The sequence below is a fragment of the Collimonas sp. OK607 genome (genome assembly GCF_900111995.1).
Taxonomy (GTDB): domain Bacteria; phylum Pseudomonadota; class Gammaproteobacteria; order Burkholderiales; family Burkholderiaceae_D; genus Collimonas.
Map to the genome: position 1 here is coordinate 1 of NZ_FOKF01000025.1, position 13366 is coordinate 13366.

13 protein-coding genes are annotated in these 13366 nt (G+C 55.4%); 3 read left to right on the top strand and 10 right to left on the bottom strand.

The annotated features are described in order from the left end of the window. Positions 1 to 115: 115 nt before the first annotated feature. The 6 genes from ldcA to BM029_RS16680 all read right to left on the bottom strand — a co-directional run bounded on the left by ldcA (position 116) and on the right by BM029_RS16680 (position 4644). Positions 116 to 1063 carry a muramoyltetrapeptide carboxypeptidase gene (gene ldcA / locus BM029_RS16655; RefSeq protein WP_371329130.1) on the bottom strand — a complete coding sequence of 316 codons (948 nt, stop codon included), beginning with the start codon at positions 1061 to 1063 and terminating at the stop codon, positions 116 to 118. Continuing rightward, positions 1057 to 1524, bottom strand: coding sequence for a tRNA adenosine(34) deaminase TadA (gene tadA / locus BM029_RS16660; protein WP_092437898.1), 468 nt, complete (start codon positions 1522 to 1524; stop codon positions 1057 to 1059). The genes ldcA and tadA overlap by 7 nt, the downstream gene beginning before the upstream one ends. Before the next feature lie 36 nt (positions 1525 to 1560). Continuing rightward, positions 1561 to 2010 (bottom strand): 6-carboxytetrahydropterin synthase QueD, encoded by a 450-nt coding sequence (gene queD, locus BM029_RS16665; protein WP_014005360.1) that lies wholly within the window; start codon positions 2008 to 2010, stop codon positions 1561 to 1563. Positions 2011 to 2037: 27 nt separating this feature from the next. Then, complete coding sequence (gene queE / locus BM029_RS16670) at positions 2038 to 2673, bottom strand: 7-carboxy-7-deazaguanine synthase (RefSeq protein WP_092437900.1); 636 nt, start codon at positions 2671 to 2673, stop codon at positions 2038 to 2040. A gap of 264 nt (positions 2674 to 2937) precedes the next feature. Continuing rightward, positions 2938 to 3516, bottom strand: a complete 579-nt coding sequence (locus BM029_RS16675) for a 2'-5' RNA ligase family protein (RefSeq protein ID WP_092437901.1) — start codon at positions 3514 to 3516, stop codon at positions 2938 to 2940. A 123-nt stretch (positions 3517 to 3639) separates the two neighbouring features. Then, entirely contained in the window at positions 3640 to 4644 is a 1005-nt protein-coding gene (locus tag BM029_RS16680) for a phospholipase A (RefSeq protein WP_244545094.1), read from the bottom strand. Positions 4645 to 4876: 232 nt separating this feature from the next. On the opposite strand from BM029_RS16680, the gene BM029_RS16685 reads away from it, so the two are divergent. Next, positions 4877 to 5860 carry an alpha/beta hydrolase family protein gene (locus tag BM029_RS16685; protein WP_139217269.1) on the top strand — a complete coding sequence of 328 codons (984 nt, stop codon included), beginning with the start codon at positions 4877 to 4879 and terminating at the stop codon, positions 5858 to 5860. Between the two features lie 127 nt (positions 5861 to 5987). Here the strand turns inward: BM029_RS16685 and BM029_RS26105 are convergent, their stop codons facing one another. Beyond that, positions 5988 to 6335: a hypothetical protein gene (locus BM029_RS26105; protein ID WP_211482492.1), complete on the bottom strand. Its 348-nt coding sequence runs from the start codon at positions 6333 to 6335 to the stop codon at positions 5988 to 5990. A gap of 177 nt (positions 6336 to 6512) precedes the next feature. Then, positions 6513 to 7361 carry a response regulator gene (locus tag BM029_RS16695; RefSeq protein ID WP_170851112.1) on the bottom strand — a complete coding sequence of 283 codons (849 nt, stop codon included), beginning with the start codon at positions 7359 to 7361 and terminating at the stop codon, positions 6513 to 6515. Between the two features lie 267 nt (positions 7362 to 7628). Here BM029_RS16695 and BM029_RS16700 point away from each other — a divergent pair, with 267 nt between their 5' ends. Together BM029_RS16700 and BM029_RS16705 are read left to right on the top strand one after the other, a co-directional pair. Next, positions 7629 to 8240 (top strand): response regulator, encoded by a 612-nt coding sequence (locus BM029_RS16700; RefSeq protein ID WP_092437907.1) that lies wholly within the window; start codon positions 7629 to 7631, stop codon positions 8238 to 8240. 4 nt (positions 8241 to 8244) lie between these two features. Then, positions 8245 to 10008, top strand: coding sequence for an ATP-binding response regulator (locus BM029_RS16705; RefSeq protein ID WP_092437909.1), 1764 nt, complete (start codon positions 8245 to 8247; stop codon positions 10006 to 10008). A 374-nt stretch (positions 10009 to 10382) separates the two neighbouring features. Here BM029_RS16705 and BM029_RS16710 read toward each other — a convergent pair whose 3' ends face one another. Further along, the gene (locus BM029_RS16710; protein WP_092437911.1) at positions 10383 to 12782 is read right to left on the bottom strand and encodes a TOTE conflict system archaeo-eukaryotic primase domain-containing protein; all 2400 of its coding nucleotides are present in this window, start codon (positions 12780 to 12782) and stop codon (positions 10383 to 10385) included. 358 nt (positions 12783 to 13140) lie between these two features. Next, on the bottom strand, positions 13141 to 13305 hold the full coding sequence (locus BM029_RS26630; RefSeq protein ID WP_371329131.1) for a DarT ssDNA thymidine ADP-ribosyltransferase family protein: 165 nt from the start codon (positions 13303 to 13305) through the stop codon (positions 13141 to 13143). Positions 13306 to 13366: the final 61 nt, after the last annotated feature.

Genomic DNA, 13366 nt, shown 5'->3' on the forward strand with positions numbered 1-13366 from the left:
TCTACTGATGCAAGCACGGACCCCAGCAAGAGAGATGCTGCGAAAATACGACCATCCGAAAAAGGCTAAGTAAGTGCCATTCGGGTCAGAGTCGAATTGATTGGACGATCTGGCGTCAGGATGACAGTGTTAGCGGGTTGTGGATGGTTAGCCGGTAGCCGTTTGCGTCTGATTGCAATTGCGCTTGGGCGCCGACCTGCAGCGTTACTTTATCGCGGATGTGGCCGAATGGCAGGCCGGTCAGGATTGGTACCGGGATATGGGCGCGTAGGTAGGCTAGCATGGCGTTGAAGTCGTAGCCGTTGTCGTGCTCGCCCAGGCGGTACTCGGAAAAATCGCCTAGCACGATCGCCTGCTGCCTTCCGAGGATGCCGGCGTATTGCAGTTGCAGCAGCATGCGCTCGATGCGGTACGGATGCTCACCGATGTCTTCCAGGAACAGGATGCCGTCTTCAATTTGCGGCAAGTAGGGAGTGCCGATCAGATGGTTCAGCATTGCCAGGTTGCCGCCCCATAGCGTGCCGCTGACTTTGACGACGGGATTATTGGCGCCACTGATTTGCAGCACCTGCTCGGGCTGCCGCAGGCATTGCCAAAAGTGCGACATCGTAAATTCGCTTAGCTCGGCGCTGCCGAAATCGCTGCACAGCATGGGGCCGGCAAGACTTGGGGCTCCGGTCTGGGCTAGCAAAGCCAGCTGCAGCGCAGTGACATCGCTATGGCCGACAAATATCTTCTTGCTGGCGGCCAAGCGGCGCAGGTCCAGCAGCGGCAATAAACGCGACATGCCGTAGCTGCCGCGTATCGCCAGCACGATCTGTACTTGCGGATTATCGATCGCTTCGTAGATCTGCCCTACCCGTGCGACGTCGGTGCCGCCGAAGCGCTGATGTTTTGCGACTGGATCGTAATAGTCATAGACCACGCAACCCTGGCTCTGCAGCGCCAGGATGCCACGCGCCAGCGCTGCTTCGTCCGGGGCGTAGCCGCCAGGTGCGATCAGTGCCACACCGATGGTTTGTTTGGAGTGCGCTTGCGGAGCTTGGGTAGTTTCAGTCACGATTGTTTTTGTTGAGCTTGCCGACGTTCGGCGAAAAATTCTTTGAGTAGTGTGCCACATTCCTCAGCCAACACGCCAGCGGTCAACTCGGTGTGGTGATTCAATTTTTCCTGCTCGAACAGATTGAGCACGGAGCCGCAGGCGCCGGTCTTGGGGTCGCTGGCGCCGTACACCACGCGCGCCAGGCGGGCGTGCATCATGGCGCCGGCGCACATCGCGCATGGTTCCAGGGTGACGTACATTTCACAACCGGGCAAACGATAATTTCCGAGGATGGTGGCGGCTGCACGCAGCGCCATGATTTCCGCATGTGCAGTGGGATCGTGATTGCCGATCGGCTGATTGAAACCGGTAGCGATGATCTGTCCGTCTTTGACGACCAGCGCACCTACCGGCACTTCTCCCAAAGCCCAGGCATTGCGGGCCTGGGAAATGGCTTGTTGCATGTAAATGGCGTCACGCATAGGCAGCAGAGGCAGATAACAAGTTAAGCAACGCTATTAGCGGTCTTCGGAAATCTCGGCCCAGCAATTGGGCGTTTCATGCAGCACCAGTTTTTGCAGATGCAAACCCGTGCCGTAGTGATCCTTGTAAGCCGCCTTGAGAATATCGTAGGCGGTGCGCGCCAGGTTCTCGACGGTCGGGATGCGATCGATGATGACGGTCTTGTGATCCGGCAGGGTCGCCAGGAAATCACGCACTGCCGTGTCTTTTTCGTAGACCAGGAAAGCGTGATCCCACACGTCCACCAGATGCTGTTTCGCCAGCGTCTTGATATCGGAGAAATCCATGATCATGCCGTTGTCGGAGCTGCCTTCGACTTCAATCACCGCGCCGACCAGGGTAATTTCCAGCGTGTAGCGATGGCCGTGCAGGTTGCGGCACTGGCTCTTGTGATCGGGAATCCGGTGTCCGGCGTCGAATTCCAGTTTGCGGGTGATGGTAAGCATAGGTAATCGGTTCTTTATAAAATCTGTTCAGGGAATCTGCAGCAGCTTGTGGGTCTGCAAGCTCAGCTTCCATTTCGGGTTGCGCTTGCAAGTCTCAATCGCCAACTCCAGATTGTGCGCCAGTTGCGGGCCATCCATGGCCTGCACATAGAAATGTTCGAAATCAAGCGATTCGTATGCCGCCAGCGATTGGCCGATTTGCGGAATCACCACTTTCAACTCATTACCCTTGCGCAGCTTCAATACCGAACCCATCTTCGGGCTGACACAAATCCAGTCTATACCCGGCGGCGGTAGCAGCGTGCCGTTGGTTTCGATAGCGATTTCAAAACCGGTAGCGTGCATGCTGTCGATCAACGCGGCATCCAGTTGCAGCAGCGGCTCGCCACCGGTGAACACCACGAACTTGCTGGCGGCGTAAGTCTCCGGCCAGAGCGCATTGATGGTGCTGGCGAGCGATTCGCTATCCTTGAACTTGCCGCCGCCCTCGCCGTCGGTACCGACAAAATCGGTATCGCAGAATTGGCAGACCGCCGTGCTGCGGTCTTCTTCGCGGCCGGTCCACAAATTGCAGCCGCTGAAGCGACAAAACACCGCAGGGCGGCCGGCATGGGTGCCTTCGCCTTGCAGTGTGTAGAAAATTTCTTTAATGCTATAGGTCACGATACTTCTCGCAAATTCTCGTCAGTTGGGAATAAAACAAAGACTGTTACTGGTGTGGGAGATAGGTCGATTTGCGGGAAAGCCACATTTCTGCCGCAATTATTTATGAGCAGATGCCGACCCAACCCTGTATTTTAACGTAAAAAGACTGTTTCTGCGAAACGAGGGTTGTGCCCGAGAGGCAAATAAAAGTACTTTTTGACAACAATTCAGCGCACACACTGCTCTCGTCAATTGCCATCGAAGGTGATTTGCCGGCCCATATCATGATAAAAGTGACCACCGCGCCAGCGGCACATGACGAGTCCGGCCAAGCAGGCTGTGCATCAAGACAAACTCGCTCACCCTCCAACGGATGGGCTCAATCGTCCCTGCGGGAACGAGGCGATTGTCGTACAACAAAGTGACGTGGGGCGTGTAATGCACACTTGCAGCCGCGATTCCTACCTTTTGCAGCGCCCTGCCAAGAGTCTGCTGAAACGCTGTCACAGCGGCGACGCCATCGTCGCCCAGCAAGACCAACGGTCGGTTGCGCGGCCTGCCGTGAAAGCTCATCGCGCGGTCGAACTCGACGTCGAACGGCGCCGCCTTGACACTTGCGGCGGCCTTTATCGCTGCAGCAACGATGCCTTCCGGCAGGCCCAGATAATCCCCCAGAAAATTCAAGGTGACATGCAAACGGCCGACCCCGATCGAGCGCCCTTTCAACTCATACATATCGCGCAGCAGCCCCCTCTGCCGCGCGATACCTGCGGCAGCATCCGGAGTCGGGGTAAGCGCAAAGAACAGGCGGTCGGTGGGGTGCGGTGCGTCGAAGCCCGGTAGAAAAAACTGTTCAGGCATAGGGTGAATGCATCCGGGAGGCGGATGGCTGCAAATGAAAAAGGGAAAACCAGTTTACGCCTTTCTGGCAAGGCTGGCGCAAGCCCGGGACGTACATGGCCGCGCCGTGTGATCCCGGTTAATTTAGAAGTCGATCAAGAATCCCGCACCGATCGATTTCTGCGAATAGTTGTAATCGATCAGGCTTTCGCCGTAGCCCGAAAATAACTGCACATAGCCCTTCAAATTAGTCGTAACCGGAAACGCCCAGCCAGCCTCGATCGCACCGTGCCCGGTCTGGAAGTTGTGCCGTGCCGTCATCGAATATTCGTAACCATTCTGGCGGTACGTGGCGCGCACGTCGCCATGCCCCATGTAGTCGACGATATCGATGTTGTCGTTGTTGGCTGCAGCATTGTCAAGACGTTTCCAAATCCTTGCTGACAGAGCCAGTTTGCCATATTCGGCTCCCAATTCAGTGTAGAAACGATTCCAGCTACGAGACAAATTAGCGGACTGCCCATTCGATTGATGCACCAGTCCAAAATTGAGATAGCGGAAGTTGAAGTCACCGATCTTCATATTCAACGGTACCACCGCCATCAACTCAGGCTGGTAATTTGTCTCGCGAAACGGGCTGGAAGCGGCTCGGCTATAGGCTTGCCAAAAACTTTGCTGCGTGTAGGCCAGCCACAGGTCGACCGGGCTGCCGGCGACGTTTTCCGCCATCTTCATCTTAAAACTGAGCTGATAAGTCAATTCCACGTGCTTCGGTTTGATTCCCTCCGAAATATATTTGGAGAACGGTGCATCGTTGGTGGACGTGCTGTAGTTGGCCAGCAATACATAATTATTCATGTAAGGCTTAAGGGTAAACACGCCACGCTTGGCATTGGGATCGAGCTCCCAGCTCTGCACGGTACGCGAGATCGGCGACTCGCCCGGTGGGGCAATATTCTCTGCACTGACTGAGGGCTGCGGCATCGTTGGCGTAACCTGGGGCTCTGCAACGGCAACGGGAGCAGGCACATCCGCCGCGGCCTTGGCTAAAGCATCAAAGCAACCCAGGCGTGCGCTGGCGTCACCCAATACGGAACAGCGCGCCAGCTGTTGTTCGAGCTCAGCCGCATGCGATAGCGCTGATGACATGCAGGTTAAGGAAAGAACGATTCTCTTGATGTTTTTTTTCATGCGGCATTTTAAAACAAATACCATCCTGCCCTAGCCATGTGCATCCAAAGCTAAATTTGTGCCCTGCGCTCACTTCTTCCGCACCCTATCTTCATTTCACGGCTGAATTGACGCACTTCGTCGCAATTGTATTGATTGCCTCTCCCGATGCCATAGACAATTATTCCTCTACAAACATTCGGGGAAAAAGATGAAACTAAATATACCCGTCGCCCTAATCACGCTATTGCTCGCCCTGTTCAGCACCGGCGCCCAGGCAGTCGGATTCCAGCACGTTACCGCTCCAGACCCGGACGGCGCGCCGCTGGAGGTGGGCATCTGGTATCCCAGCAACGCATTGCCTGCACCGGTACCGATGGGGCGAATTACCCAGACCGTTGCTGTCAACGGCGCGATTGAGGGCAAAGGATTACCCCTGATTGTGATTTCCCATGGAACCGGCGGTTCTTTCCTTGGACACTATGACACCGCTATTGCTTTTGCCGAGGCCGGATATGTGGTTGCTGCAGTTACGCATACCGGTGACAACAACGCAGACCAGAGCCGCAGCGTCTCCATCATGGAGCGGCCGAGGCATATCAGCCGCCTGATCGATTACATGCTGTCCGATTGGGCGGGTCGTAATCAAATCAACCCGGCGCGTATCGGCATGTTTGGATTTTCTGCCGGCGGCTTCACCACCCTGGTGAGCATTGGCGGTGTCCCCGACCTCACCAAGGTTAGCCCTTTCTGCCGAGAGCACACCACTGATTTCGCCTGCCAGCTGGTCGCCAAACATCCCGAGGCTAGCGTTGCTCCTTCTGTCAGCCACGACGGTTCACAAGACCTGCGGATCAAAGCGGCTGTCGTTGCAGCACCGGCGCTGGGCTTCACGTTTGCGCCGGATGGGCTCAAGAACGTGACTATTCCCGTCGCGCTTTGGCGGGCGGAAAATGACGCTGTCTTGCCGCATCCCTGGTATGCCGAAGCTGTACACCTGGCGCTGCCGCGGGCGCCGGAATACCACGTAGTGGAAAATGCCGGACATTTCGATTTCCTGGCGCCTTGCGGCACGGCCCTCGCCTCTGTAGCGCCGTTTATATGTACCAGCGCACCGGGCTTTGATCGCACGGCATTCCACACCAGACTCAATGCATCGGTAGTCGATTTTTTCGACAGGGTCCTGAAGCATTGAGGCATGGATTTATTACTCGTGCTGCAGACACGATGCATTCAAAATTACCGGCCGTGGCGTAGGGTGGGTGAAGTCGACCGAATGCCATCGAGGCGGTCTGGCAGCGTGAATCGCGACTTCACGTCAACTAAGACTTATCTCGCAAATTCTCGCCACGCCGATCACCCACTGTCGCCCGGATGCTTTTCGCGTGGTAGTCCATCAGGAGAATTTTGAGGTCCGACTGCAAGGACGGATCGTTGTAGAGGCTATGCAATAGCTGCGATTGCACGAACATGGTTTGCCGTTTGATGATTTCACAATCGTTGTGGCTGACGCCATGATTCATGTTGGCGACGAGTTCCAGAACATCGCGCTTGAGACGGTAAAAGAGTGAGCTGGCGAGGATGCTTTCAGCAGTAACGGGTATCTCTTTATCAGCCGTCTCCGTTGCCTGGGACAGTACAAACTGATTCTCCGTTTTTTTCAAAAGCATGGTTTTCCCTCAATACATTGCAACACTGCATTTAACTCGGATTTAACACATTAGTTGATCGAATTACATAACGAAACTACGGTTAATATGCCGCGTATATCAGCGACAAATCCGGTTGTGCGCGCCGAAAAATATTGTCGTCGCGTCCCCGATAACCTAAATGGATCCGGCATTTCATCACTGCTCGGATCGTCGCCACGATAGAAATTTTCCCAGCGCCGCCAATATCTGCGGCTGCTCTAAATGCCTGCTCAGGAAGCCGTCACATTCAACCTGCCGCGCCCGCGCGTGATCGTACACAAAATTTCTATCAACCAGAAAAATGACTGCGACTCTTGTGTTTCGATACTGATGCTTGATCGTTGTGCACAAATCATAGGGATCAAAATCAGATAACTCCGGATTGATCAGTACCATCGAAATGGTTAGCCCGGTATACACTTCGGCGGCGGCGTCAGGATTTCCGACCCATTCGACTGGCACCACATAGTGCGCCATGGCGACTGACAGACTATCGCGAAACGTCGATTCTTCATCAATTACCAAGATACGATCGGTCGGCGGAGGTTTGGTCCGCATCCGCTCGTATTCAAGCGGATCGGTCAAATCCAGGTCGAGACGCTCACGCCGGCGACGTTCCGACACGCTGTTGTGCAATGCGCCGTCAGCGGAATCTTGCTTTGCCAGCATGATCAAACGCCGCTCAATCAAGGTATCCAGCGCGCTGAACAGTTTCAACCAGCGTATCGGCCGCTCGACAGTGGCAAACGGCAATTCCACATGGGGTGCGCCGACCAGCAACGCTGGCCGCAGATTATTGGGTTCCATGTCAGCCAGGATCGCCAGGGCTTTCAGGTCGTCGGCGTTCACCAGATACAGGTCCGGCTCCTGCAGGCTCTCGACGGACAAGCGGCAATATTGTTTCTGGCGGTTCTGCTGAACCGAAAAAGTGGCGTCGAAAATATTAATTTCACGCGCAGAAAACCCGAGGAAACGAACTGCAAACGGGGTCTTTTGGTTTTTCATTTTTGTATGCCCTTTTGGACGAACACCGATGAAACCATGACTTGCCGAGGAGAAAATCCCTACACCGCCGGGGTATTCGCCTCCACAACCGGTAAGCGCCATGCCCAACGCCTACGGCACCGGGATGTATTGAAAATATTCTTGTTCTTTTTATAGTCGTTATATCTTCGATAATAAAGTCGTAGTTACACGTTGCCAATAGTCTGTTTGGACTGGCGGTGTTAAAAACGCTTGCGCTGCCCGCTCTGAAAAGGTTTAATCGGCGTCATGTTTCCACTTAGCATTCTTCTCATTGACGATCACGCGATGTTCCGCAGCGGTATGGCTATGGTGCTGCGAGCGGGTATTTCGAACATCGACGTGTTCGAGGCCGGCTCACTAGAAGAGGCCATGCGCAGTCCGATCGAAGCACCTACCATTTTGCTGCTTGATATTCAGCTTCAAGGCTTGAACGGGCTGGAATGCATTGCCATACTGCAACGAAAATGGCCGCAGGTATCAATCATCATGTTGTCTGCCGATGCCACGCCTGCCACCATGCGACTGGCGATGGAGCGCGGCGCGGCGGCATTCGTCTCCAAAGCAGATACCGCGACGAATATTCTTGCTGTCATCGAACAGTTGCTGCGCAAGGAACCTGCCGCAGGCACGCCCGGAGGAATCAGCGGCAACACTTCTTCCGAGCCACACCTGACGCCGCGTCAGTGCGAGGTACTCGATCTGCTATGTCAGGGATTGCCGAACAAGACGATCGGAAAACGGCTGGGTCTTTCGGAAAATACAGTGCGCGGACATGTGCAGGCGTTGCTGAGTTTCTTACAAGTGTCCAGCCGTTCCGAAGCGGCCTTTGCAGCGCGTCGTAGCGGCTTGGTTAGTTGAGGTGATGCGCCGCTTACTGCGCCTTAGCGAAGGTCGCATACTGGCGGAACAGTTGCGGCTGCTGCTAGGTAATGTCGGCAGCTCGGTCATTCCTGCGCTGCTGTTGGCCGTGGTCCTGGTCTGGGCGTTATCCAACGACAGCAACGCCTTGGGACTGAGGGTGTGGTGCGCAGCAGTGGTCTTGTCCAAGCTTTACTCTGCGCATCACGCGCGCCGCATTCTTGCCTCAGGCATTACAATTGAACATGCTCACCGCCTGGTCTTGATGTTGCTGGCGCTGAACATGGTGGATGGCGCGGCTTGGGGCGCATTGGCTTGGGTTACGCTCGATACGGCCTCGGTCACCGGGAGCATATTGGTAATCTCTGTCTTGGCGGGCATTGCAGGCAGCTCAATGTCGCTGCTTGCACCGGTGCTGCCGGTCTTCCTTGTGTTTATCGCGCTCGAGTGTATCGTCACGGCAACCAAGTTCTGGCAGATGGGAGATCCAGCCTATAGCGCGCTGGCGCTGGCGCTCACATTGTTTCTTATCACGCTCGTCCTGCAGGCACGTAACAGCGCTATTGCCGTGCGCGCCGCAATCAACCTGCGCTTCGAGAATGTCGAACTGCTGGCGCGCTTACGCGATGAAACCATGAAGGTACAGGACGCGCATCGGGAGGCGGTTCTGGCCAATCTGGCTAAATCCAAATTCCTCGCGGCGGCCAGCCATGATTTGCGCCAGCCGATTCACGCGCTGGGGCTGTTTCTGGAAGTGCTGGCGCGCAGCGAACTTACCGCGACCCAGCGCACTGTGCTTGGCAGCGCCCGCTCGGTGTCCGAGGCATCCGCCGGGATGCTCAACACACTGCTGGATTTTTCACGAATCGAAGCGGGTGTCGTCGATGCACAAGTATTACCATTTCACCTGCAGCCATTGCTACACAAGATTGAAAATGAACTGGCGCCGCAAGCCAACGCTAAGGGGCTCATTTACCGCACGCGCGAGACCCATGTGGCCTTGCAGTCTGATCCGGCGCTGGTGGAACTGATTCTGCGCAACCTGGTATCCAATGCAATCCGCTACTCCGAGCGGGGTGGCGTGCTGGTAGCTTGTCGTACCCGCGGCAATCAAACGCGACTGGAAGTGTGGGATACGGGTATCGGTATCGACGCGCTTCAGCACCAGGAGATATTTCGCGAATTCCATCAGCTTGGCAATGTCGAGCGGGACCGCAGTAAAGGGCTTGGTTTGGGCTTGGCTATTGCGGATGGCCTGGCGCGCAAGCTGGGACATGAATTATCGTTGTCGTCCATACCGGGACGTGGCAGCGTATTCAGGCTGACCTTGCCTAATGCGCGCGTTCCGGTGATAAGCGATGAGCTTGAAACGACGCATACGTTTGTGCAAAGGCTCGACATACGCGTACTTGTCATTGATGATGATGAAGCCGTGCGCGCAGGCATGCTGCAACTGCTACACGATTGGGGCTGCAAGTGCGAGGCGGTTGAATCGATCGAGGAAGCACTAATCTCGGCACGCACCCATCGACCGGATATCGTCATCAGCGATTTCCGATTGCGCAAGCAGCACACGGGGGCACAGGCTATTGCCGCGTTGCGCGAAGAGTTCGGCAAAGATTTGCCGGCACTTCTCATTACTGGCGACACGGCGCCAGAGCGGTTGCGCGATGCACGTGCCAGTGGCATACCGCTGTTGCATAAACCCGTAGCACCGAGCCAGTTGCATAGGAGACTGGCGAGCATATTGGCCGATATGGATAAATAGTGGGCGGCAAGAGGAAATGGTCACGCTCAATGCCAGCATAGTTGCGTTAGTTGCCGCTATCACGCACTAGTATGAAAAAAACGCAATGCCGAACCAAAAGGTAAAAAAGTAAAAAATCCCGCATTTACGCGGGCTTTCAGTCATTTTCCACTTTTGAGTACTAGCGAGTGCCAGGCATCAGATCATTCCCACTCAATTGTTTCTTGCTTTTGCGAACCCGCATGGATATTAGGTCCAGCGAGAAAGAGACATGCTGTTTACCGTCATTTTTACCGTCAAAATATGACCCTCAGTCATGCAACAACTGACAGTTGCTATCGGCTGAAGCAAAAGATGCATTTTCAATATTACCTCCCAGTCGCGCAAATCGTAGTTCAAATCAGGCGAGGCGCGGTCTCCCCATCAATGCCGATCCGATATCCCATGGCACGGTATCCTTTCTGGCGTTTGTCCCACATGCGCAGCAACGCTGGATGACCGGCATCAACGTAGTCGATAATGCGCACGTCGGTCTTGCTAGCGTGCTCCCGATGCAGACGACCGGCATACTGCTGTAACGTGCCCTTCCACGATATCGGCATCGCTAGCACGAGCGTATCGAGCGGAGGATGGTCGAAACCTTCGCCGACGAGTTTGCCGGTGGCGAGAAGAACGCGGGGTGCGTCTGACGACAGAATTTCAAGTGACTTGAGTATCGTGGCTCTCTGCTTTTTCGATAGTCGGCCGTGTAGCGTAAAGAAGTGTTCTACGCGTCCACCCAACGCAGTGTTGATCGCCTCCAAATGCTCGGTTCGCTCAGTCAAGACCAGCACTTTGCGCCCCTGACGAAAAGATTCAACGATTTCATCAGCGATGGCTTGCGTTCGACCTGCATCGTTCGCTACATGCCGAAAAATGTCCTGAATAGCAGCGTCTGGAGGCAACTCAATCCGGTTATCTATCATGCGCGGCAATACCACCAAATCATGTGGCGCGTTGGCGGGCTTGGCTGCAGTGTGCCGAATTGGCCCGCACTGCATGAAGATGACCGGCTGCTGCCCATCGCGGCGAATCGGGGTGGCAGTCAGCCCAAGCACGTACTTAGCCTTGGCACGCTTCAGAATCGCCTCAAACGAAAACGCAGACAGATGGTGACATTCATCAACCACGATGTGGCCGTAGTTTTCGATCAGATCGCTGGTCTCTCCTTGTCGTGACAAGGACTGCATCACTGCGATGTCGATCTTACCGGTGGACTTGACCTTGCCTCCGCCAATAGTGCCGACCACGCCTTTGCCTATACCGAGAAAGGTTTGCAACCGCTCCTGCCACTGCTTGAGCAATTCAGTTCGATGCACCAGCACCAAGGTGTTCACACCGCGCCTCGCGATCAGCGCTGCAGCAGTCACAGTTTTCCCGAAGGCGGTTGGCGCACACAGCACGCCGGTATCGAAACGCAGCATCGCGGCTACCGCAGCCTCTTGATCGGTACGTAGCGTCCCGGCGAAGCCTACGTCTAGCGGCTCACCTGAAAAGCGCTCATCGTTGATGTCACCGCGAATACCGTTATTGCGCAGCAATTCGATGGCTTCATCCAGGCAGCCACGCGGCAATGCGATGTGTTTCGAATAGTTCTCAGCGCAGCCGATCACGCGCGCCTTATCCCAAGTGCTCAAGCGCATTGCTTGTGCTTTGTAAAACTCCGGGTTCTGGAATGCCGCCAGACGGATCAGCCTGTTGGCCAACGGCTGGGGTAGTTGCGCTTTCTCGAAATAGAGTAAATTCGCCAGCGTCAGCTTGACTGTCTGAGGCATCTCCCCAGCCAATTTCGTCGATGCAGCCGCCGCGCGCTTCCACGGCTCCTGTTGATCCTCATCGGCGATGAAGGTAACGTCCAGTGGATGCGTGCCACCCGTGGCTTGCAGGATGGTGGATTCAATGTAGCTCGGTGACATCGGCCGGATGGACGCAAGAAAAGCCCATTGGTCGGGATAAGGATGAAATTCATCGTCCACGAACACGCTGCAACCGTTCTCGCGTGGCTTTTTCTGCAAGGGCAACGCGATCAGGTTGCCGAAGCCGCCTTTTGGCACGGTGTCCTGATTCGGAAACAGCCGATCGTAAGAACTGAGCTTCAATTGCCTGGTGCGAGCGCAAGTGTGGCTAATGATGGCAGTGCCGAGCCGCCGGGCGTCCCGCGCCGGAACGCTGGAGGCAAAGAATATCCATGCGTGGGCACCGTTGCCTGAGCGTGAAATTTCCAGCGCTACCGGCACGCCCAGTTCACGACACGATTGCACAAAGGCCCGTGCGTCGGCGCGCCACTCGGCCTCGTCAAAGTCAACTGCCAGGAAGTGACAGCTGTCATCCGTCAACAACGCATAGACGCCGACCGTGTGTTCGCCAGCGAGGTGATCGTAGATGATCGAGTCCGATAGCGGAATCAATAGCCGGTTGCCACAATCGGAGCATTTTATGCGTGGCTTGTTGCAGACACCCGCGCGCCACTCGTTGGCGCAGGCGGGTGAGTACCCGGCTTTGCCGGCCTTGCTTTCCCAGCGGATCGGATAGACGTCAGTGCGGCCATGAAACAAACGGCGGAACAGGTCAAGCTTTTCCTTCGTACTCAGTGATGGTGGTTCGACGCATAGTTCCGGCGCGAGCACTTCAATACTTGCTGGCCGCTGGGATAATTGCCAGCGGATTTTATGGGAATCTAGCAGGTCGATCAAGCGGGCGTTCTCGGCGCGCAGGCGCTCCAGCTCGGCCCCTGAATCGCCTGTCATACTGCTCATTGCGGGCGCTCCGCATTCGGCGCGGAGTCATCGCCGAGGTGAAAGAAAATGTGGCCGACGACGCGCCAGGTGCCGATGAAAGATTGTGCAGCTTTCTTCATAACTCATATTCCAGTCAGGCAAACTGCGTCAAGACGGATTGTTCAATCTCGCTGTATTCCGACATACCTGCCTTCAAGCTATAGTGGTTTGACTGTCCCGCGCGCTCACGCGTTCCAACGCAATGCCAATCGCTCGCTCATCGAACAAGCGGCTAGTAAATTGCCTTGCGCAAATATCATCATCAGAATTACCGCCATGTCCGGGCGAATCGACAGGGCAAGGGTGCGCGCCTGGACCTGCTGATCAATGCTTTGTTTCAGCGTTTCAGTATAGCAAACGTACCGAGCACGCCTTGAATTGGCAAATGTCGATACAGCAACGCCTCGGCCTGATAGCGCTCCATCTTCCGTGGATCGTCAGCATCGCGCTTGAAGTCTCGCCGCTGCAGGAGAGGCCAGTCAATCTCCCTCAATTGTGCCAGATCACTATATTAATTAGTCCAGTCCGGGATGGCAGCGCACCATCGGCAAGAAAACCACCCG

What these genes read in the sequence shown, in the direction of transcription:
- BM029_RS26105 (WP_211482492.1), bottom strand. Translation starts at nt 6,335, where the DNA reads ATGCTTTTGAAAAAAACGGAGAATCAGTTTGTACTGTCCCAGGCAACG.
- BM029_RS16675 (WP_092437901.1), bottom strand. Translation starts at nt 3,516, where the DNA reads ATGCCTGAACAGTTTTTTCTACCGGGCTTCGACGCACCGCACCCCACC.
- queD (WP_014005360.1), bottom strand. Translation starts at nt 2,010, where the DNA reads ATGCTTACCATCACCCGCAAACTGGAATTCGACGCCGGACACCGGATT.
- BM029_RS16700 (WP_092437907.1), top strand. Translation starts at nt 7,629, where the DNA reads ATGTTTCCACTTAGCATTCTTCTCATTGACGATCACGCGATGTTCCGC.
- tadA (WP_092437898.1), bottom strand. Translation starts at nt 1,524, where the DNA reads ATGCGTGACGCCATTTACATGCAACAAGCCATTTCCCAGGCCCGCAAT.
- BM029_RS16705 (WP_092437909.1), top strand. Translation starts at nt 8,245, where the DNA reads ATGCGCCGCTTACTGCGCCTTAGCGAAGGTCGCATACTGGCGGAACAG.
- BM029_RS16710 (WP_092437911.1), bottom strand. Translation starts at nt 12,782, where the DNA reads ATGAGCAGTATGACAGGCGATTCAGGGGCCGAGCTGGAGCGCCTGCGC.
- BM029_RS16685 (WP_139217269.1), top strand. Translation starts at nt 4,877, where the DNA reads ATGAAACTAAATATACCCGTCGCCCTAATCACGCTATTGCTCGCCCTG.
- BM029_RS16695 (WP_170851112.1), bottom strand. Translation starts at nt 7,361, where the DNA reads ATGAAAAACCAAAAGACCCCGTTTGCAGTTCGTTTCCTCGGGTTTTCT.
- BM029_RS16680 (WP_244545094.1), bottom strand. Translation starts at nt 4,644, where the DNA reads ATGTCATCAGCGCTATCGCATGCGGCTGAGCTCGAACAACAGCTGGCG.